Source organism: Microbacterium sp. cx-59, assembly GCF_020805625.1.
In the GTDB taxonomy this organism is placed as follows: domain Bacteria; phylum Actinomycetota; class Actinomycetes; order Actinomycetales; family Microbacteriaceae; genus Microbacterium.
In genome coordinates this window covers 125331-145008 of record NZ_JAJHGO010000003.1, presented here as the reverse complement: position 1 = coordinate 145008, position 19678 = coordinate 125331, and the positions used below count along the sequence as shown (strand labels likewise).

The 19678-nt window shown below is 68.9% G+C and carries 16 protein-coding genes and 1 other RNA gene; 7 read left to right on the top strand and 10 right to left on the bottom strand.

Annotated elements, in window-relative coordinates; all coding sequences use genetic code 11:
• Positions 1 to 77: 77 nt before the first annotated feature.
• A complete protein-coding gene (locus LMI96_RS03115; protein ID WP_223721151.1) occupies positions 78 to 1007 on the bottom strand; it encodes a proteasome assembly chaperone family protein in 930 nt (309 codons plus the stop codon).
• Positions 1008 to 1071: 64 nt separating this feature from the next.
• On the opposite strand from LMI96_RS03115, the gene LMI96_RS03110 reads away from it, so the two are divergent.
• The 3 genes from LMI96_RS03110 to sucB are packed head-to-tail and all read left to right on the top strand — an operon-like array spanning position 1072 to position 5725.
• Positions 1072 to 2544, top strand: coding sequence for a leucyl aminopeptidase (locus LMI96_RS03110; RefSeq protein ID WP_228360439.1), 1473 nt, complete (start codon positions 1072 to 1074; stop codon positions 2542 to 2544).
• A gap of 1 nt (position 2545) precedes the next feature.
• The gene (gene lpdA, locus LMI96_RS03105) at positions 2546 to 3910 is read left to right on the top strand and encodes a dihydrolipoyl dehydrogenase (protein ID WP_228360438.1); all 1365 of its coding nucleotides are present in this window, start codon (positions 2546 to 2548) and stop codon (positions 3908 to 3910) included.
• A gap of 54 nt (positions 3911 to 3964) precedes the next feature.
• Entirely contained in the window at positions 3965 to 5725 is a 1761-nt protein-coding gene (gene sucB / locus LMI96_RS03100) for a 2-oxoglutarate dehydrogenase, E2 component, dihydrolipoamide succinyltransferase (protein ID WP_228360437.1), read from the top strand.
• Between the two features lie 17 nt (positions 5726 to 5742).
• Here the strand turns inward: sucB and LMI96_RS03095 are convergent, their stop codons facing one another.
• A complete protein-coding gene (locus LMI96_RS03095; RefSeq protein WP_228360436.1) occupies positions 5743 to 7098 on the bottom strand; it encodes a hypothetical protein in 1356 nt (451 codons plus the stop codon).
• 119 nt (positions 7099 to 7217) lie between these two features.
• Here LMI96_RS03095 and LMI96_RS03090 point away from each other — a divergent pair, with 119 nt between their 5' ends.
• On the top strand, positions 7218 to 7928 hold the full coding sequence (locus LMI96_RS03090; protein ID WP_228360435.1) for a DUF4191 family protein: 711 nt from the start codon (positions 7218 to 7220) through the stop codon (positions 7926 to 7928).
• Between the two features lie 198 nt (positions 7929 to 8126).
• Here LMI96_RS03090 and LMI96_RS03085 read toward each other — a convergent pair whose 3' ends face one another.
• On the bottom strand, positions 8127 to 8528 hold the full coding sequence (locus LMI96_RS03085; RefSeq protein WP_228360434.1) for an RDD family protein: 402 nt from the start codon (positions 8526 to 8528) through the stop codon (positions 8127 to 8129).
• 133 nt (positions 8529 to 8661) lie between these two features.
• On the opposite strand from LMI96_RS03085, the gene glnA (LMI96_RS03080) reads away from it, so the two are divergent.
• Together glnA (LMI96_RS03080) and LMI96_RS03075 are read left to right on the top strand one after the other, a co-directional pair.
• Entirely contained in the window at positions 8662 to 10086 is a 1425-nt protein-coding gene (glnA, locus tag LMI96_RS03080) for a type I glutamate--ammonia ligase (protein WP_223721144.1), read from the top strand.
• 149 nt (positions 10087 to 10235) lie between these two features.
• Positions 10236 to 10568 (top strand): YbjQ family protein, encoded by a 333-nt coding sequence (locus tag LMI96_RS03075; protein ID WP_223721143.1) that lies wholly within the window; start codon positions 10236 to 10238, stop codon positions 10566 to 10568.
• Here LMI96_RS03075 and LMI96_RS03070 read toward each other — a convergent pair.
• The 4 genes from LMI96_RS03070 to LMI96_RS03055 form a co-directional block, all read right to left on the bottom strand.
• Positions 10559 to 11068 carry a GNAT family N-acetyltransferase gene (locus LMI96_RS03070; protein ID WP_228360433.1) on the bottom strand — a complete coding sequence of 170 codons (510 nt, stop codon included), beginning with the start codon at positions 11066 to 11068 and terminating at the stop codon, positions 10559 to 10561. The genes LMI96_RS03075 and LMI96_RS03070 overlap by 10 nt on opposite strands.
• Before the next feature lie 53 nt (positions 11069 to 11121).
• On the bottom strand, positions 11122 to 14121 hold the full coding sequence (locus LMI96_RS03065; RefSeq protein ID WP_228360432.1) for a bifunctional [glutamine synthetase] adenylyltransferase/[glutamine synthetase]-adenylyl-L-tyrosine phosphorylase: 3000 nt from the start codon (positions 14119 to 14121) through the stop codon (positions 11122 to 11124).
• 7 nt (positions 14122 to 14128) lie between these two features.
• Positions 14129 to 15466, bottom strand: a complete 1338-nt coding sequence (gene glnA, locus LMI96_RS03060; RefSeq protein ID WP_223721140.1) for a type I glutamate--ammonia ligase — start codon at positions 15464 to 15466, stop codon at positions 14129 to 14131.
• A gap of 104 nt (positions 15467 to 15570) precedes the next feature.
• A complete protein-coding gene (locus tag LMI96_RS03055; RefSeq protein WP_223721139.1) occupies positions 15571 to 15753 on the bottom strand; it encodes an SPOR domain-containing protein in 183 nt (60 codons plus the stop codon).
• A gap of 66 nt (positions 15754 to 15819) precedes the next feature.
• Here LMI96_RS03055 and ppgK point away from each other — a divergent pair, with 66 nt between their 5' ends.
• Positions 15820 to 16617: a polyphosphate--glucose phosphotransferase gene (ppgK, locus tag LMI96_RS03050; RefSeq protein ID WP_228360431.1), complete on the top strand. Its 798-nt coding sequence runs from the start codon at positions 15820 to 15822 to the stop codon at positions 16615 to 16617.
• A gap of 81 nt (positions 16618 to 16698) precedes the next feature.
• Here ppgK and rnpB read toward each other — a convergent pair.
• From rnpB to LMI96_RS03035, 3 genes are all read right to left on the bottom strand, one after another.
• Positions 16699 to 17068, bottom strand: an RNA gene (gene rnpB / locus LMI96_RS03045) — RNase P RNA component class A.
• Positions 17069 to 17083: 15 nt separating this feature from the next.
• Positions 17084 to 18886, bottom strand: coding sequence for a bifunctional 3'-5' exonuclease/DNA polymerase (locus LMI96_RS03040; protein ID WP_374197903.1), 1803 nt, complete (start codon positions 18884 to 18886; stop codon positions 17084 to 17086).
• Positions 18822 to 19553 carry a zinc ribbon domain-containing protein gene (locus tag LMI96_RS03035; protein ID WP_228360429.1) on the bottom strand — a complete coding sequence of 244 codons (732 nt, stop codon included), beginning with the start codon at positions 19551 to 19553 and terminating at the stop codon, positions 18822 to 18824. Before LMI96_RS03035 ends, LMI96_RS03040 begins: the two co-directional genes overlap by 65 nt.
• Between the last annotated feature and the right edge of the window lie 125 nt (positions 19554 to 19678).

Below are 19678 nucleotides of genomic sequence, written 5' to 3'. Positions count from 1 at the left end.
GCATACCCCGGACACAGCATTGACGCGGCACCCGGTCATCGGGTAAACGTCGCGGCGACCACCGCTATTCCACAGGGTCAGCCGAATGCCGGCCCGCGTGAGTCGTCGTCGTGCGACCCGGTGGCGAGGAACTTCTCCAGCTCCGCAGCGATCTCGTCGGCACTCGGCAGATCCGCCTCGTGCAGCAGCGGCGACGCTTGGGTTGCCCCCGCCATGTACGCGTCGTAGCGCTCTTCGAGGTTCTGCAGCATGGTCGTGAGCTCGTCGCTCGCCTCGATCTGCTGGGACACCTTGCCGAGGAATTCCTCGTTGTCGGCACGCAGATCATCGACGGTGAACACGAGACCGGTCGCCGCGGTCACGCTGTCGAGCGCCGCGATGGCGGATGCGGGGTACTCGGCGTCGCCGAGATAGTGCGGCACGAGGAGCACGAAACCGGCGACGGCCGCCCCGGCCTCCGCCAAGCGGTACTCGAGAAGGTGTCCGGCGGTGGCCGGCACCTGCGTGCGCGGCTTCCAGACCGAGTGCAGTTCCGCGAGCTCGGCACGGGTGCCCGACACCGTCGCACCGAGCGGACGGGTGTGCGGCACCGGCATTCCGATCGAGTGCACCCACGTCACCGTCGCCACCGAGTACTCGGCCGCGGCTGCCACCACGGATGCGGTGAAGGCCTCCCAGGCGAAGTCCGGCTCGTACCCGGTCAGCACGAGGAACGGTTGGCCGAGCGCATCGTGTGCGAGCGCGAGCTCGAGCCTCGGCGGAATGTAATCGGTGAGGTGGTCCTCCTCGAACGCCACCGTGGGGCGGCGCGCACGGTAGTCCAGCAGCAGATCGTTCTCGTAGCGGCGCAGCACCGTCGGCGACAGTTCGTCGCGCAGGTAAGAGATCGTCTGGGAGACCGCAGACCCCGCGTCCGTGAAGCCGGTGAGCATCACGACGAGCGGGAGGCCGACGGGCACGGGAGGCGCGTCGGTTGCGTCGGCGTAGAGCGACGGGTTCCAGGGCATACCCCAATGGTACGAGGCGTGGTGGGGGCGGGCTCCGCGCGGGCACCGTCCTTAGGATGGAGTCATGCCGCATCCGGAACTCCACTTCACTTCGGCGCCACTGAACGAGACCACCGCGGACGCGGTGCTGCTCGCCCTGCCGCCGCTCGACGCATCCCTTTTCGAATCCACGTCGCCGCACGGCGACTGGCCCGCCATCCGCACGGCACTCGAAGCCGTCGGATTCTCCGGCGCCCCGGGCGTGTTCCAGCGTGTCCTCGTCCCGGGCCTCGAGAACGTCCCGGTGGCGGTCGTCGGCACCGGATCCGCACCGGATGCGGACGCCCTGCGTTTCGCCGTCGGCGCCGGCATCCGCTCGCTCATCGGGTTCGACACCGTCAGCGTCATCGCGCCGGGTGTCACAGGGAATGCGCGTGCCCTCGCGGAGGGCGCCGGCCTCGGCGGCTACCGCTTCGAGGGGTACAAGGCCGACGGCGCAAAGAAGCGCGCCGCGACCGTCACCATCCACGCCGAGGGCTCCGACGAAGACCTGCGTGTCGCGCAGGTCGCATCCTCGGCGACGGCGCTCGTAAAGGACCTCGTCTCGATCCCGGCCGAGTGGTTCGGACCGGAGGACTTCGCACAGCGGGCCGCCGAGGTCGTCTCGGACCTCCCGGTCGAGATCACCGTGCTCGACGAGAACGACCTCCGCACCGAGGGCTACGGCGGAATCCTCGGCGTCGGTCAAGGATCGGACCGCCCGCCCCGTCTCGTGCGTCTCGACTATGCGCCCGAGGGGGCCTCGCGGCATGTCGCGCTCGTAGGCAAGGGCATCACCTTCGACACCGGCGGGCTGTCGCTGAAGCCGGCGTCGTCGATGGTCGGCATGAAGTACGACATGTGCGGGGCCGCGACCGCTCTCGCCGTCCTCGCCGCCGCCGCAGAACTCGGCGCCCCCGTGCACGTCACGGCATGGCTCTGCATCGCCGACAACATGCCCTCCGGACGCGCCATCCGCCCCGGTGACGTGCTGCGCATCAAGGACGGCACGACCGTCGAGGTACTCAACACCGACGCAGAAGGTCGACTCGTCCTCGCCGATGGCCTGGTCGCGGCGAGCAGCGAGCACCCCGACCTGATCGTCGATGTCGCCACGCTCACCGGCGCGATCACGGTCGCGCTCGGCAACCGTCACGCGGGAGTCATGGGCGACGACGCCGCCGTCGCCGAGTACCTCGCGGCATCCGAACGGGCCGGCGAACTGGCGTGGCGACTGCCGCTGCCCCCGCACATGGAGGACGACCTCGACTCGCCGATCGCCGACATGGTGAACGCGAAGATCGGCGACCCGGCGGGCGGGTCGCTGTTCGCGGGTCTGTTCCTGCAGCGTTTCGTCGGACGCGCGAGCGATGACGCCGACGCACCGCGCATCCCCTGGGTGCACCTCGACATCGCCGGTGTCGGCATGAACAAGGGCGGCGGCTACGGCTTCACCGAAAAGGGCCCGACCGGCGCAACGGTTCGAAGCCTCATCGAGCTCCTCACCGGTCAGGCCTGAGGTGGAAACCGACATCGTCGTCATCGGCGGCGGAAGCGGCGGCTACGCCGCGGCCTTGCGTGCGGCGGAACTCGGCAAGCGGGTCATGATCATCGAACGGGACAAGGTCGGCGGAACGTGCCTGCACCGAGGCTGCGTCCCGACGAAGGCGCTCCTGCACGTCGCGGAGACGGCCGATTCCGTGCGCGAAGCGACCTCACTCGGCGTCCTGGCCGATCTGCAGGGCTTCGACGTGCCGCGCATGCACGCGTTCCGCGAAGGCATCGTCGCGAAGAAGTACAAGGGCCTGGAGGGTCTCCTCCGCGCCCGCGGAGTCGAGACCGTGATCGCAGAAGGCACGGTCGTCGCGCCGGGCCGAGTGCGCGCGGGAGACGTCGAGATCACCGCATCCGACATCATCGTCGCCACCGGCGCGCAGACGCGAACGCTGCCCGGCGTCGAAATCTCCGGGCGAGTGCTCTCGAGCGAGCAGGCGCTGGCGCTCGATGAGATCCCCGGCTCGGTCATCGTGCTGGGCGGCGGCGTGATCGGAGTCGAGTTCGCGAGCCTCTGGCGTTCGCTCGGCGCCGAGGTGACGATCGTCGAGGCACTGGACCACCTCGTCCCCACCGAGGACGACGCGCTGCGTACACAGCTCGCGCGCGCCTTCCGCAAGCGCGGCATCCAGACCCGCCTCGGCGCGCGATTCGCATCGGTGGCGCAGACCGACACGGGTGTCACGGTCGCGCTCGAGGGCGGAGACGAGCTGCACGCCGACTACCTGCTGGTCGCGGTCGGCCGCGCTCCCGTCACCGCGGGTCTCGGACTCGAAGATGCCGGCGTGCAGATCGACCGCGGCTTCATCGTGACGGATGCGGACCTTCGCACCACGGCGCCGGGAATCTGGGCCGTCGGCGATGTCGTCGCCGGACCGCAGCTCGCGCACCGCGGATTCCAGCACGGTATTCAGGTCGCCGAGCGCATCGCGGGCCAGCATCCCGTACCGGTGTCCGATGAGCTCGTCCCGCGGGTCGTCTACACGAGTCCCGAACTCGCCTCGGTCGGGCTCACCCGAGCCCAGGCGGTCGAGCGCTTCGGAGAAGACGGCATCGCCGTCGTCGATTACAACCTGGCCGGCAACGCCCGCACCGAGATCATCGGCGGATCCGGCACCGCCCGGGTCATCCGCCGCGTCGATGGCCCCGTCATCGGCGTGCACCTCGCCGGACCGCGCGTCGGAGAGCTCATCTCCGAAGCGCAACTCGTCGTCGGGTGGGACGCGCACCCCGAGGACATCGCCCCGTTCATTCACGCACATCCGACTCAGAGCGAAGCGCTGGGTGAGGCATTCCTCGCCCTGGCCGGCAAGCCGTTGCACGTCCTCTGATCGCACGGCATCACTAAGCTAGACAAGAATTCGCATTTCAAAGGAGCAAATCCCATGAGCACTTCCGTGGTCCTCCCCGCGCTCGGAGAGAGCGTCACCGAGGGAACGGTCACCCGCTGGCTCAAGAACGTCGGCGACACGGTCGAGGTAGACGAGGGTCTGCTCGAGATCTCGACCGACAAGGTCGACACCGAGATCCCGTCGCCGGTCAGCGGAGTGATCGAAGAGATCCTCGTCCAGGAAGACGACACCGTCGAGGTCGGCGCCGTTCTGGTCAAGATCGGCGATGGCTCCGGCGCATCCGCCGCGCCTGCGGCCCCCGAGCCCGCCGCCGAAGAGCCCGCCGCGGCTCCGGAGCCCGAGAAGGCCCCCGAGCCCGCAGCCCCGGCTGCGGCACCGGCGCCCGCAGCGGCTGCCCCGGCAGCATCCGGCGGCCGCGATGTCGTGCTCCCCGAGCTCGGCGAGAGCGTGACCGAGGGCACCATCACCCGCTGGCTGAAGGCCGTGGGCGATGACGTGGCCGTCGACGAGCCGCTCCTCGAGATCTCGACCGACAAGGTCGACACCGAGATCCCCGCGCCGTTCGCCGGTGTGCTGCAGGAGATCCTCGTCCAGGAGGACGAGACGGTCAGCGTCGGCAGCCCCCTCGCTCGTATCGGCGATGGCGCTCCGGCCCCGGCCCCGGCCGAGGCGCCCGCCGCGGAGGCGCCCGCCGCGGAGGCGCCGGTCGCCGAGACGGCACCCGAGGCACCGTCGACCGAGAAGCCCGTCGAGGCGGAAGAGGCCGAGGCTGCGCCCGCGGCACCGGCTCCGGCCGCTGCGCCCGCGCCTGCTGCGCCCGCGCCCGCTGCGCCCGCTCCGGCTCCGGCCGCCGCTGCACCCGCGACGACCGAATCCGGCGATGATGGCGGCGCGTACGTCACGCCGCTGGTTCGCCGCCTCGCTCAGCAGCAGGGTGTCGACCTGGCGAAGGTCACCGGCTCCGGCGTCGGTGGCCGCATCCGCAAGGAAGACGTGCTCAAGGCTGCGGAGAAGCCCGCTCCCGCTGCTGCTCCGGCCGCGCCTGCTGCTCCCGCCGCGCCGGCACTCGAGGTGTCGCCGCTGCGCGGCACCACCCAGCCGATGTCGCGCCTGCGCAAGGTCATCGCCGAGCGTGCCGTCGCGTCGATGCAGGCCACAGCCCAGCTGACGACCGTGGTCGAGGTCGACGTCACGAAGCTCGCGAACTACCGCGACGCGGTCAAGGGCGAGTTCCAGCAGAAGACGGGCGACAAGCTCTCCTTCCTGCCGTTCTTCGCGATTGCCGCGATCGAGGCGCTGCAGGCGTACCCGATCGTCAACTCGACCGTTGACGGCGACAAGATCGTGTACCCGGCATCCGAGAACATCTCGATCGCCGTCGACACCGAGCGCGGTCTGCTGACGCCGGTCGTGCGTGACGCCGGCGACAAGAACATCGCGCAGCTCGCTCGCGAGATCGCCGATCTCGCCGCACGCACCCGCGACAACAAGCTGAAGCCCGACGAGCTCGCGGGTGGCACGTTCACGCTGACCAACACCGGTTCGCGCGGCGCGCTGTTCGACACGCCGATCGTGTTCCTTCCCCAGTCGGCGATCCTCGGCCTCGGTGTCGTGGTGAAGCGTCCGGGCGTCGTCTCGGTCGACGGAAAGGATGCCATCTCGGTGCGCTCCTACGTCTACCTGGCGCTCTCGTACGATCACCGGATCATCGACGGCGCGGATGCGGCCCGTTTCCTCTCGGCGATGAAGTCCCGCCTCGAGGCAGCCGACTTCGCGGGCGTTCTCGGAATCTGAGGCTCGACACCTCTGCATCACCCCGGGTGCTGCGCGACATCGTGAATGTCGCGCAGCACCCATTTCTCTTCTCCGCGCACCGCTGCCACCACCTGTGACGGGCGCGCTCCCGTCGCATCGTCGGCACGCACCAGCACGAGCCCGCCGACGTCGTCCAACAGGCTGAGCTGCCGCGACGCGTCGTCGGCGAAGGCCGCCCCCTCCGCGTACCCGGCGCTGCCGTCGCCCGCGAGCGCCCCGTCCTCGTCGAGCAACGGCCGCAGACACCCCACGTCTCCCCCGCAGTCCCGCGCCGCATCCAACAGCGCTCCGACGGCGATGACCGCGTCGTCGGATTTCTGCGGCGATGCAGGCGCGGCGGGCGCCTCCGGTGCCGGGGCCGCCGGCGCATCCGGTGCGGGTGATGTGACGGCATCCGCCGCCGTGTCTGGGTACATCGATGGCGCGCTCGTCGAAGTCGCGGATTCTCGGTCGCTCTCGCCGGTCGGCCAGAGCAGACCCACCGCAAGCACGAGGGCCGCGCACGCGAGTCCGGCGAGCACGGCGCCTCGCCGCGAGCGTTTCGCACCTGGCGGGCGTGAACGCACCGCGCGCCACACGCTCGTCACAGCCTGGGACACCATCTCCGCCACCCCCGCGTCCGCGGCCGACGCGAGTCGTTGCCATGCCGGACGATCGGCGGGTGCGGCCGCCGATCGTCCGGTCGACTCCGAGGCCGGACGGGCCCGACGCGCCAACACCTGAGTGCCGATCGCCTCCGGGGACGCCTGCGCGAACAGATCGGCTTCTCGCGCCGCCGCCACCTGCGGCAGACGCTCCACGTCGAGAAGAGCGCGCCCGACGCGGTCGAGCGCGGGAACCACGGATGCATCCGGATCGCACGCATCGGTGATCGCGCGTACGGCCTGGATCGCCGCTTCATCCGCAGTCGGAGCGTCGGGGCGGTGCACGAAGAGCGGCTCGCCGTCCGCATCCACCCACCATTCACCGTGGCACTCGACGCTGCCGTGCTCGGCGAACTCGGCGACGGTTCCGCGGACGACGCTCACCGCCAGCGTCACCACCTCGCCCGGTGAGAGCGGGTGCCACGCCCCGAGACGAGCGCCGGCGAGGTCGACGACCGAGCGGGTGCACTGTGGCAGTACTACGGCATGACCGTCTGTCGTGCGGAGCACCTCCCAGACGGTCGCGACGTGTTCGCCCGCGGCATTCCAAAGCGCATCGGATGCGGCGTCCTCCGCACGCACGCGGGTCGCCGGTCGAGGCCCCCACGCGATGACCTCGCCCGGGTAGGGCCCGGCACCGGCCGGCACAGCGCGCAGCACCGGCTCGTCGAGCAACGGGAGCAGGGTGGTGTGGACGGATGCGGTCATCCATCCACCCTCGACCACGTCGCGACAGAGGAGCCCGCTCGGGAGCTCATCCGGGAAAAACCCGCGACGGTCATCGCCTGGGGAGGAGAGGACGAGCGCTCGACGGTAGGCTGGGACACATGGCAGCGCGCAGTTCAGCACCCGAGAAGCGTCCCGGGTTCTTCTCCCAGCTCAAGACCCTCTACACGTTCACGGTGGAGGCCTACCGCTGGTTGCCGTTCGCGCTCGCCGGCATCCTGCTCGCCGGTATCGCGCTCGGCGTCGGCATCGGCTTCCTGGTGCCGCCGGTCGCCGTGTGGAGCGTCATCCTGTGGGGCTTCACCGGCCTTCTCCTCGGAGTGCTGGCGTCTCTGATGACCATGACGCGCCTCTCTACGAGCGCGATGTACACGAAGATCGACGGAATGCCGGGCGCCGCCGGGCACGTGCTGTCCACCTCGCTCGGTCGCAACTGGCAGTCGGGCGACATGCCCGTCGGTGTGAACCCCCGCACCCAGGAGGCCGTGTACCGCGCGGTAGGTCGTGGTGGCGTCGTCATCGTCGGCGAGGGCGCCCGCGGCCGGCTCACCCGCCTGGTCGGCGACGAGCGGGCGAAGGCACAGCGCGTCGCGTCCGGAGTTCCCGTGACCGTGATCTACGTCGGACACGGCGACGACGAAGTGCCGATCGCCAAGCTGTCCTCGACCATCAAGGCGCTGCCGAAGAAGATCGACCGCACCACGATGGCCGCAGTCATCAAGCGCATCGAGTCCGTGTCGCAGTCCCTGGCATCGATGCCGATCCCGAAGGGGATCGACCCCACCAAGGTTCGCGCGCCGCGTCCCCGCTGATCGCGCGGCTTCCGCGACGAACAGCCAAGTCGTCTTGCCGCCGGGTCCTCACTGCAACTCCCGCAAAAGGCCGTACTCCGAGCCGATCCCGCCCGTCGAACACTCGATGTGGAGGAGTTATCGCACGAGCGTCGCCCCTGCCGTTCGCGCAGGACAGAGCACTCGCCGTGCGCGACGCCCCCGAACTACGCCGCGGGCTTACGCGCGGAGGAGCACCGTGCCGACGACCTTGTCGTGCAGTCCCCGCTGATCGGGATCCCAGACGACGGCAGGAATCACGAGCACCAGAAGCAAGGTGCGCACGATCGGGCGCCAGACCCCGACCCAGCTGCCGCCGAGGCGGACGAGCCGCATTCCGAGCAGCCGGTGCCCCGGACTGCCTCCCAGAGTGGGAATGAAGACGATCTGCACGAGCGCGAAGATCGCGATCGTCGCCAGGGAGTCGTAGGCGAAGAAGGCCACCGAGACGATGACGGCGCAGGCCCAGTCGATCGCCAGAGCGCCGATGCGGCGTCCGACCCGGGCCACCGACCCCGATCCTGTCGCCGGAAGCCCCAACCGCTCGCCGGGATAACGGGATTCGAGCGGGGTTTCAGCCATGACACGAGCCTAACCATCGAGGCGTAACCTGCCGGAAACATATGGGACACTGGCGAGCAATGCCTTCTCGATAGCGTCAAGGCAGGCCCGCTTCGGCGGGCGGAATCCCGAATGCCCTACCTCTGGAGTCCCCATGTTCAGTGATTCATCAGAGGTGCTCAAGTTCATCAAGGACGAGGACGTCAAGTTCCTCGACATCCGGTTCACGGACCTCCCTGGTGTGCAGCAGCACTTCAACATCCCCGCCGCTACCGTCGATGAAGAATTCTTCACGGTCGGCCAGCTGTTCGACGGCTCCTCGATTCGAGGATTCGCGAACATCCACGAGTCGGACATGCAGCTGATTCCGGACGTCTCGACGGCGTACGTCGACCAGTTCCGCGAGGCGAAGACCCTCGTCATGATCTTCGACATCTACAACCCGCGCAACGGTGAGATCTACGCGAAGGACCCGCGTCAGGTCGCCAAGAAGGCCGAGAAGTACCTCGCCTCCACCGGCATCGCCGACACGGCGTTCTTCGCCCCCGAGGCGGAGTTCTACATCTTCGACGACGTGCGCTACGAGGTGAAGCAGAACGCAAGCTTCTACTCGGTCGACTCCGAGGAGGGCGCCTGGAACACGGGCCGCTCCGAAGAAGGCGGAAACCTCGCCAACAAGACCCCGTACAAGGGTGGCTACTTCCCCGTCGCACCCGTCGACAAGACGGCCGACCTCCGCGATGACATCAGCCTCAAGCTGATCGAGGCGGGCCTGCTCCTCGAGCGTTCGCACCACGAGGTGGGCACCGGCGGTCAGCAGGAGATCAACTACCGCTTCGACACCATGGTGCACGCGGCCGACGACATCCTGAAGTTCAAGTACGTCGTGAAGAACACGGCCGAGCAGTGGGGCAAGGTCGCGACCTTCATGCCCAAGCCGCTCTTCGGTGACAACGGTTCCGGCATGCACACGCACCAGTCGCTGTGGCTTGACGGCAAGCCCCTCTTCTACGACGAGAAGGGCTACGGCGGACTCTCCGACCTCGCTCGCTGGTACATCGGCGGCCTGCTCGCCCACGCGCCCGCCGTGCTCGCCTTCACGAACCCGACGCTGAACAGCTACCACCGTCTGGTGAAGGGCTACGAGGCTCCGGTCAACCTGGTCTACTCGGCCGGCAACCGTTCCGCGGCGATCCGCATCCCGATCACCGGCTCGAACCCGAAGGCCAAGCGCATCGAGTTCCGTGCACCGGATGCCTCGGGCAACCCGTACCTCGCGTTCGCTGCCCAGATGATGGCTGGCCTCGACGGCATCCTGAACCGCATCGAGCCGCACGAGCCGGTCGACAAGGACCTGTACGAGCTTCCCCCCGAGGAAGCGAAGAACATTCCGCAGGTTCCGAACTCGCTGCTCGACTCGCTCGAGGCGCTGCGTGCCGACAACGAGTTCCTGACCCGCGGCAACGTGTTCACGCCCGAGCTCATCGAGACGTGGATCGAGTACAAGATCGAGAACGAGATCAAGCCGCTCGCGGCTCGTCCGCACCCGTTCGAGTTCGAGCTGTACTTCGGCGTCTGACGCCCGTGTGAGAAGAGCCCGCCAGCACTCAGCTGGCGGGCTCTTCTCATGTCTGTGTCGCGCACACGGGACGCCCGCCGCCCCTTACGATCGTTCCGTCATCAACGCCCGCGTCCGCCGGGGACGCACGACGAGATTCGAGGTCGAACATGTTCGCAGTCACCACCAATGACGTTCCGGGCTACCGGATCACGCAGGTGTTCGGAGAGGTCATGGGGCTCACCGTTCGCTCCGCGAACTTCGGTCAGAACTTCACCGCCGGTTTCCGGTCACTCGCCGGGGGTGAGATGCCCGAGTACACGAAGGTGATCTACGAATCGCGGTTCGAAGTCATGCAGCGGATGTGGACCGAGGCCCAGCAGCGCGGCGCGAACGCTGTCGTCGCGATGCGCTTCGACTCGGGCGCCATCGGCAACTTCACCGAGTTCTGCGCGTACGGCACGGCCGTGCTCATCGAGCCGATCACGCCTCCTCAGGCCTGAGGTTCACTCGTGCCGATCGTCTTGGCGAGGAAGTGGTCGGCGTACGGCGACGTGCTGAACGATTCGACCGCCCCGTATCCGCACGCTTCGTAGAGGCTCCGCGCCGGCGTAAGGTCCTCTCGAACAGTGAGCCGGAGGCGCCGCAGACCCCGCTGCGCGCTCGCGGACTCCAATTGCTGAAGGAGCGCGCGGCCCGCTCCCGAGCCGCGCGCCTCCGGCGCGACGAACACCCGAGTGACCTCTCCCGTGGTCTCATCGATCAGGCGCACTCCCCCGCATCCGATGATGCGGTCATCATCTCGGATGAGGAGGAAGAACCCCGTGCCGTCTCGCAGGTCATCGCTCGGTTCGTTTCGCATCGCCCGGGTGACCTCCGCAGACGTCGCCGGTCGCCCCCAGTAGCTCGCGACGAGATCCTCGAAGAAGCGGGTCAGGATCGCGCGGCCCTCAAGCGACGCTGGATCCGCGACGGTGAACGTAAGGGAGTGAGGATGACGCACCCGACGAGCGTATGCCGACCGGTCGTGCGCCTACGCACGCCAGGCGCGGCGGGTCAGCCGTAGAACTGCTTCTCGAACACTCGACGGGCCACGCGGGAGACCCGCATCCAGTCCTCCTCGACGGCGCTCGCGGAACGTTCGGGGTACTCGAGGAGCCGGCCGATGCCATCGAGCCGCCGCCGATCCGTCGGCAGCACATCGCTCGTCTGCGCGGAGAGCAACGTGTTCGCCGAGCGCAACCGACTGGCGAGCCGCCACGCGTTGTGGAGTCGCGGAACGTCGGTCTCCGGCAGCAGCCCCGTCGCGCCCAGCACCTCGAGCGCCGCGATGGTGGACGTGGTGCGCAGGCCCGGGTGCGCGTGCGCATGCTCGAGCTGACGCAGCTGCACGAGCCACTCGACGTCGCTGAGCCCACCCGGCCCGAGCTTCAGGTGCCGCGCAGGATCGACGCCCTTCTGCAGGCGCTCGCTCTCGACGCGCGCTTTGATGCGTTTGATCTCACGCAGGCCCTGCGCATCGGCCCGCACCGGGTATCGCACGCGATCCGCCAGCGAGGTGAACGCCGCGATCAGAGAAACGCTCCCCGCCACGCCCCGCGCGCGCAGCAGCGCCTGCGCCTCCCACGACAGCGACCAGCGTCCGTAATACTCCGCGTAGGACTCGAGCGAACGCACGAGCGGACCGTTGCGTCCCTCGGGGCGAAGGTCCGCGTCCAGGTCGAGCGGCACACGGTGGTCTTCGGAGAAAGTTCGCAGGCCCGCCACGAGCTTCAGTGAGAGCGCGTGCGCTCGCTCCGGATCCACCCCGTTCGGCCGGTACACGTACAGCACATCGGCATCCGAACCGAACCCGAGTTCTCGCCCGCCGAAACGGCCCATGGCGATCACGGCGAAATCGAGCGCCTTGTCTTCGGCGGGGACCACCTCGCGTCGAACGGCCCGGATCGTCGCCTGGATCGTGACCTCGGTGATCGTCGTCAGTGCGTCCGCGAGCTCCTCGATCGTCAGCACGCCGACGACCGCAGCCATCGCGGTGCGCAGCAGCTCACGCCGGCGCAGCGCTCGCACGGAGCGCATGGCGTCTTCGATCGTGTCGTGTCGGGTCTGGATGGCGCGGGCTTCCTCCTCCAGCGCCTGGCCCGATCGAGGTCGGAGGAGATCGTCATCGTCGAGCCACGCGGCGGACTCGGGGATCCACTCCATCAGCTCCCCGATGTACCGGGAGCCCGAAAGCGCGCGCGTGAGACTTTCCGCCGCCGCAGACGAATCCCGCAGCAGCCGGAGGAACCACGGCGTGTTCCCCAGCCGCTCGCTGATCCGCCGGAACGACAGCAGGCCGTAATCCGGGTCGACGCCGTCCGCGAACCACCGGATCATGATCGGCATGAGGTGGCGCTGGATGGTGGCCTTGCGGCTCAGACCGCTGGTGAGCGCACCGATGTGGCGCAGTGCGCCGGCCGGGTCTTGGAATCCGATCGCCGCGAGCCGGTCATGCGCCTGCCCCGTCGAAAGGGTCCGCTCCCCCTCCGGCAGCGAGGCGACCGCCGACAGCAGCGGGCGATAGAACAGCCGCACGTGGATGTCGCGCACCTCGCGCTTCACGCCCTCCCAGAGCTCCCAGATCCCCTGCCCGGTCGTGGCGAACCCGCTCGCCCGCGCGAGGATCCGCCGGTCATCGGGGCGGTCGGGCATGAGGTGCGTGCGACGCAGCGCGCGCAACTGCATCCGGTGCTCGAGTACGCGCAGGACACGGTAGTCCCGGGCGAAGATCGCCGCCTCCGCGCGGCCGATGTAGCCCTCCGCGACCAGCGCCTCGAGTGCGTCGAGCGTGCCGCGCTGCCGGATGCGGTCATCCGTCAGCCCGTGCACCAACTGCAGCAGCTGCACCGTGAACTCGATGTCACGGATGCCGCCGGGCCCGAGCTTGATCTGCGAGGCGAGCTCAGCGGCGGGGATGTTGTCGGTGACGCGCTCCCGCATCCGCTGAACGCTGTCGACGAAGTTCTCGCGGGCCGCGCTCGTCCAGATCTTGGGCTGCACGGCGGCGACGTACTCATCGCCCAGCGCCATGTCGCCGGCGAGAGCGCGAGCCTTCAGGAGCGCCTGGAACTCCCAGCTCTTCGCCCAGCGTGCGTAGTACGAAAGGTGCGAGTCGAGGGTGCGAACGAGAGCGCCCTGCTTCCCTTCGGGGCGGAGGTTCGCGTCGACCTCCCAGAGCGGCGGCTCGATCTCGACGCCCGAGATGCCCTGCATCGTCTGCGCCGCGAGGCGCGTGGCGATGTCGATGACCCGACTCTCACCGAAGTCCTCGAGCTCCGTGTCCTCCGCCGCGCACACGAAGATCACGTCGACGTCGCTCACGTAGTTGAGCTCTCGGGCGCCGGTCTTGCCCATCCCGATGATCGCCAGGCGGGTCGCCGCGACCTGCTCGCGCGGGAAGAGTCCGCCGGGGCGGCCCCGGGAAATCCGGGTGCGGGCAACGCTGAGCGATGCCTCGAGGGCTGCGGCGGCCGCATCCGCCAATGCTGCCGCGACCGGCGCGAGAACCGCTTCCGCGTCCGCGGCCGACAGGTCGTAGACCGCGATCCGCGCGACGATACGTCGATACGCGATGCGCAGCGCACACCAGGCGCTTTCGTCGCCGGCGCTCGCGAACCCGTTGTCGTCGCCGACAGACGCCAGCAGTTCGGCCCGCATGAGGTCGAGCGTCGGAAGACCCGCCCGGGCACCGGCGAGATTGTCGATCTCTTCCGGATGCCGGAAGTAGAAGTCCCCGTAGCCTTCGGAGGCGCCGAGCAGCGCCCAGAGCGCCGGGCGTTCCAGCGCATCGCCCATCACGCGCCGCACGACATCGGGGGCGCGACGCGCGATCCGGGCGACCGCCCGGAGGGCCCCGTCCGGATCAGCGGCCCGCCCGAGGTCCTCCGTGAGCACGTCCCGCTCGACCGACAGCAGTTCGCTGAGCTCGTCGAGCGTGTCGAGCGCTGTCGTGACGTCACCGATCCCCAGCCGCACCAGGAAGGTGCGGGCGGAGGATCGATCGAGACCGGACACGCCGGTCTCAGAGCATCTCGAGGTTGCTCTTCAACTCGAAGGGCGTGACCTGCGAGCGGTAGCCCGCCCACTCCTTGCGCTTGTTCAGGAGCACGTAGTTGAAGACTTGCTCGCCCAGAGTTTCGGCGACGAGCTCGGAATCCTCCATGTAGTGCAGCGCCTGGTCGAGGCTCGCGGGCAGCGGCGCGTAGCCGAGGGCACGACGCTCCGACTCGGAGAGCGACCACACGTTGTCTTCTGCCTCCGCGGGAAGCTCGTACTCCTCTTCGATGCCCTTCAGCCCGGCCGCGAGCATGAGCGCGTAGGCGAGGTACGGGTTCGCCGCGGAGTCCAGCGCACGGTACTCCACGCGAGACGACTGGCCCTTGTTGGGCTTGTACATCGGCACGCGAACGAGCGCGGAGCGGTTGTTGTGGCCCCAGCAGATGAAGCTCGGAGCCTCGTCGCCGCCCCAGAGACGCTTGTAGGAGTTGACGAACTGGTTGGTGACGGCCGAGATCTCGTTCGCGTGGCGCAGGAGCCCGGCGATGAACTGACGGCCGACCTTCGAGAGCTGGTACTGAGCGCCCTCCTCGTAGAACGCGTTCATGTCGCCCTCGAACAGCGACATGTGCGTGTGCATGCCGCTTCCGGGCTGACCACTCAGTGGCTTCGGCATGAACGTCGCGTAGACGCCCTGCTCGATCGCGACCTCTTTGATCACGGTACGGAACGTCATGATGTTGTCGGCGGTCGTCAGTGCATCCGCATAACGGAGGTCGATTTCGTTCTGACCCGGGCCGCCCTCGTGGTGGCTGAACTCCACCGAGATCCCGAGGTCTTCCAGCATCCGCACCGACCGGCGACGGAAATCGTGCGCCGTGCCTCCGGGGACGTTGTCGAAGTAGCCCGCGGAGTCCACCGGCTCGGGGCCTTCCGCGCCGAAGGTCGAGGACTTCAGCAGGTAGAACTCGATCTCGGGATGCGTGTAGAAGGTGAAGCCCGCATCCGCCGCCTTCGCGAGCGTGCGCTTCAAAACGTGCCGCGGGTCGGCCACGGCGGGCTCGCCGTCGGGCGTCGTGATGTCGCAGAACATGCGCGCGGTCGGGTCGATCTCACCGCGCCACGGCAGGGTGTGGAACGTCGTCGGGTCGGGGTGTGCGAGCAGATCGGACTCGTACGAGCGGGTGAGCCCCTCGATGGCCGATCCGTCGAAACCGAGTCCCTCCGCGAAGGCTCCCTCGACTTCGGCGGGCGCGATCGCCACCGACTTCAGGGTGCCGATCACATCGGTGAACCAGAGCCGGACGAACTTGACGCCGCGCTCTTCGATCGTGCGCAACACGAAGTCCCGCTGCTTGTCCATCGTTTCCCCTCTGCCCGCCGGCATCGCCGGTTCGGTGTCGTCATCCACCGGCCGAGCCGGTGCAGGTCATTTCGCGGGGCACGTCGCTGGGGACGCGCTCCGTCTCACTCGTCGTCCGCGTCGTCCTCTGCCCACTGGCGCGAGCGCTCTTTCAGGAGGGTGGGAGCGTTCGCCGCTTCTTCGGCGGTATCGAACGGGCCCGCACGATCGATGGCGGGCGACTCGTAGCCGCGCTCGACCTCACCGGTCGTCAGATTGAACCAGTACTTCTCGTTCTCTTCGCTCACCACGAACTCCTCGCTGTCTGAGTCGATCCTACTGATGACTCGTGTCGTCCTGGATAGGCTGGAGGCATGGCTACAGAGAAGACCCGCGCGGTCGGCATCGACATCGGCGGTACGGGCATCAAGGGCGGCATCGTCGATCTCGAGAACGGTCAGCTGCTCAGCGACCGGGTCAAGGTCTCCACCCCCGCGGGAGCGGAGCCCGACGACGTTCTCGTCGCGGTTCGCTCCGTCCTCGAGACGCTCGGCGCGTCGGACTCGGACTACGCGCTCGGGGTCGCCTTCCCCGCGATCGTGAAGAACGGCCGCACCCTGTCGGCGGCGAACGTGTCGGACAAGTGGATCGACTTCCCCGCCGAGGAGTTCTTCGAGCAGGGACTCGGACGCGACATCCACTTCGCCAACGATGCGGATGTCGCCGGCGTCGCCGAGATGCGTTTCGGCGCGGCCAAAGACGTCAGCGGCCTGACGATTCTCACGACCCTCGGCACCGGCATCGGCTCCGCCATGATCTACGACGGCGTCCTCATCCCGAGCTCGGAGCTCGGACACCTGCAGCGCGCGAAGCACGGGAAGGATGCGGAGGCCTACGCCGCATACTCGGCAATGGAGCGCGACAAGCTGGAGTGGGACGAGTGGGCCGCACGGCTGCAGTGGTACTACAGCCATGTCGAGTTCCTCTTCAGCCCCGACCTGTTCATCGTGGGTGGCGGCGTTTCCAAGCACGCCGACAAGTTCCTGCACCTGCTGAAGCTGCGGACGCCGATCGTGCCGGCCGTGCACCGCAACAACGCGGGCATCATCGGTGCCGCGGCGCTGTCGCTCGGCGCGTCGCCCGAGCTCGACGGCACCGTCACGGGCGCGTAGCCCCCCGCTTCACTTGTCTCAGATACACGCGAAACGCTCGTCGCGGCGTGTAATTGGGGCAAGTGAAGTGAGGCGAGAGGGCGAATGGGTCGGCCTGTACGCCGGGTTCTGTCCGGGGGCGTGAACCCCGTGGACGGTCATCTCTCTCGGCGACACGTTGCCGTGCCGCTCCAGCGGCCTACCCGAGGACTCGGCGAGCCGCGTCAACATCCTCTGTCTGACCTTGCTCCGGGCGAGGTTTACCTTGCGGGTCATGTCACCATGACCCCGGTGGTCTCTTACACCGCCGTTTCACCCTTACCGCGGTCGAAACCGTGGCGGTCTGTTTTCTGTGGCACTGTCTCGCGGATCACTCCGGGTGGGTGTTACCCACCGCCCTGCTCTACGGAGCCCGGACGTTCCTCGGCGCGACACGGCGAACCGCGCGCGACGCGACCGTCCAGCCGACCCATTCGCACCGCCGAGTCTATCCGGGCCCAGGAGCCTCAACGTCTGAGGCGCCATCACGCACTACTTCCACGTCGAGCGGGAAGTCCACCGGAAACGTCCCGAACAGGCGTCGCCCGGCAGCATCCGCAGCATCTCTGATCGCCTGGACGACCGCATCCGCCATCGACGCGGGCGCGTGCACCATGACCTCATCGTGGAGGAAGAACACCAGGTGCGGGCGATTCTCGAACACCGGTCCGGCACGCTCGGCGAGCGGATCCGTCACCGCGCCCAGAGCATCGAGACGCGCACGGATCTCTGCGAGCCAGCACAGCGCCCACTCCGCCGCCGATCCCTGCACGACGAAGTTGCGGGTGAATCGGCCTCGATCCCGGCCTCCCCGGCGGGCGAGTTCGGCCGTCGCGGCGTCGGCGCCTTCTGCGCTCGCCGCGGCCGAGAGCTCCTGCAGGGCGAGCTCGGGAGGCGGCGACGTCCGGCCCAGCCACGTGCGGACGACCCCGCCGTCTTCACCCGTCGCGGCCGCATCGTCGACGAGCGCCATCGCGATCGGATAGGCCCGGCGCAGCCGTGGCACCAGCCGACCGCTTTCGCCCGTCGTCGCCCCGTACATCGCACCGAGCACGGCGTACTTCGCCTCCTCGCGGGTCGCGACCGCGCCCGAATCGACGATGCCGGAGTAGAGATCACGACCCCGCGCCGCGGACGCCAGGGCGAGGTCTCGCGACATCGCGGCGAGCACACGGGGTTCGAGCTGCGCGACGTCGGCGTCGACGACCACCCATCCCGGATCGGGACGTACCGCGGGGCGAAGAAGACGCGGGATCTGGAGTGCGCCCCCACCACTCGACGCCCAGCGGCCGGTCACCACGCCGCCCGGCACATAGACGGGCCGGAACCGCCCCGCGTGCACCCATTCATCCAGCCACGCCCAACCGCTCGCCACGAGCAACCTGCTCAGCCGCTTGTACTCCAGGAGCGGTTCGACGGCCGGATGCGGATGCTCCGCCAGCTCCCACCGGCTCGTCGAGGCGACCTGAATGCCCGCACGGCGGAGAGCACGCAGCAGCTTCGGGGGCGAGTCGAGCGACACGGTATCGTCGCCGAGTTCCGCGCGGATGCGGACGGCGAGCTCCTGCATCCGCCGCGGCGTGCCGCCCGGAAGCGCACGTTCGCCGAGCTCGCGCACCAGGATGCGGTCGTGCTCCGCGGCATCCCACGGCAAGCCGCCGGCGCGCATCTCCTCCGCGATGAGCGCCCCGACGGACTCCGCGTGCAGCAGCATCCGAAGCCGCCCGGGGTCGGGAGCCGCGGCCACTGCGCGCCACTGTCGACGGAGCTCCGCCCGTACCTCGTCCGCATCCGGGACCAGCTCGTCGTCGACGGCGAACAGACCGTCATCGCGGTCGACGGGGGTCGCCGCGCCCGCCCAACGGCGCTCGGCTCCGAGCTCGGCGCCGGGGAGCGCGGAGCGCAGGATGCGGTGGCACAAACGCAGATCCCAGGCGCGCGGGACCCGCACGCCGGCCGCGAGCATGCCCGGGTATGTGCGGGCAGTGTCGGCCCACACCCAGCGCGTCAGCGGGCGCGCGGCGACGACCGAGGCGGCTTCGGAGGCCACCCACGGCGCCCGAGAGAGAACCTCGCCGTCCTTGTCCAGATCCACCAGGTCGAGAGCACCGGCGCCCGTGCGGGCGATGACACTCCAGCGGATCGCGTCGGGATTCACCGGCGGCCGCCGCGAGAAACCGAGCGGGTCAGAGCCCGGACTCGGGGGTACGTACCAGGATGCAGTCGCACTGCGGGCAGGTGACCACCGCATCCTCCGCCGCCTGGCGGATGACGTTCAGGTCGCTGCCGGTCAGCATCATGTGGCAACCGAGACAGGTACGCGCCTGCACGAGCGCTGCCCCCGCGCTCCGCTCGTGCAGTTTGTCGTAGAGCGTGACGAGAGCCGCAGGAATGCCCGAGGCCACGGCCGCGCGATCGCGGGTCAGCTGCTCAAGGCGGGCCGCAGCTTCGGCGATGTGCTGCTCGGCAGCGCTCGCCAGAAGCGCGTATTCGTCCGACGCCGCGGTGATAACCGCCTGCTGCTCGTCGACCGCGGCTTGGGCCGCCTCGAGACGCTCCATCAGATCGAGCTGTGTCTCTTCGAGGTCGTCCTTACGGCGCTGCAGCGACGCGAGCTCGTGCTCGATCGCCGTCGCGTCTTTCGCGCTCGACGTCGTGCGCATCAACTCGTTGTCGCGCGCGCGTCGCGCGTCAACGACGGCGACATCGGATTCGATGCGGCGCAGTTCCGCCTGCAGATCGTCGACGGTCCCCTGTCTCTGACCGAGCTCGCGGGCGAGCGCCTGACGGTCGGCGGCGAGCTCGCGCAGCCGGGGAGCCTGCGGGGGGTTGCGCCGCGCGGCATCCGCCTGCGTCCGGCGTGTGTCGGTGGCGGCGAGATCCAGAAGACGAAGCTGATCGGCAGGGGCGGCATTCACTCTCCCAACCTACGCCAGCACACGCGCCTCGGCCGGGGCGCCCACGTGAACCCGTGTTACCTCGCGTGTCGCTCGTCGTGCTTCCGGCGAGGAAGCTCGTTAATTTCGACACATCCCACCCGCTG

Excerpts from the sequence above, each read along its gene's own strand:
- LMI96_RS03115 (WP_223721151.1), bottom strand. The coding sequence starts at position 1,007 with ATGCCCTGGAACCCGTCGCTCTACGCCGACGCAACCGACGCGCCTCCC.
- LMI96_RS03110 (WP_228360439.1), top strand. The coding sequence starts at position 1,072 with ATGCCGCATCCGGAACTCCACTTCACTTCGGCGCCACTGAACGAGACC.
- sucB (WP_228360437.1), top strand. The coding sequence starts at position 3,965 with ATGAGCACTTCCGTGGTCCTCCCCGCGCTCGGAGAGAGCGTCACCGAG.
- LMI96_RS03095 (WP_228360436.1), bottom strand. The coding sequence starts at position 7,098 with ATGACCGCATCCGTCCACACCACCCTGCTCCCGTTGCTCGACGAGCCG.
- LMI96_RS03090 (WP_228360435.1), top strand. The coding sequence starts at position 7,218 with ATGGCAGCGCGCAGTTCAGCACCCGAGAAGCGTCCCGGGTTCTTCTCC.
- LMI96_RS03085 (WP_228360434.1), bottom strand. The coding sequence starts at position 8,528 with ATGGCTGAAACCCCGCTCGAATCCCGTTATCCCGGCGAGCGGTTGGGG.
- glnA (WP_223721144.1), top strand. The coding sequence starts at position 8,662 with ATGTTCAGTGATTCATCAGAGGTGCTCAAGTTCATCAAGGACGAGGAC.
- LMI96_RS03075 (WP_223721143.1), top strand. The coding sequence starts at position 10,236 with ATGTTCGCAGTCACCACCAATGACGTTCCGGGCTACCGGATCACGCAG.
- glnA (WP_223721140.1), bottom strand. The coding sequence starts at position 15,466 with ATGGACAAGCAGCGGGACTTCGTGTTGCGCACGATCGAAGAGCGCGGC.
- ppgK (WP_228360431.1), top strand. The coding sequence starts at position 15,820 with ATGGCTACAGAGAAGACCCGCGCGGTCGGCATCGACATCGGCGGTACG.
- LMI96_RS03040 (WP_374197903.1), bottom strand. The coding sequence starts at position 18,886 with ATGCGGTGGTCACCTGCCCGCAGTGCGACTGCATCCTGGTACGTACCC.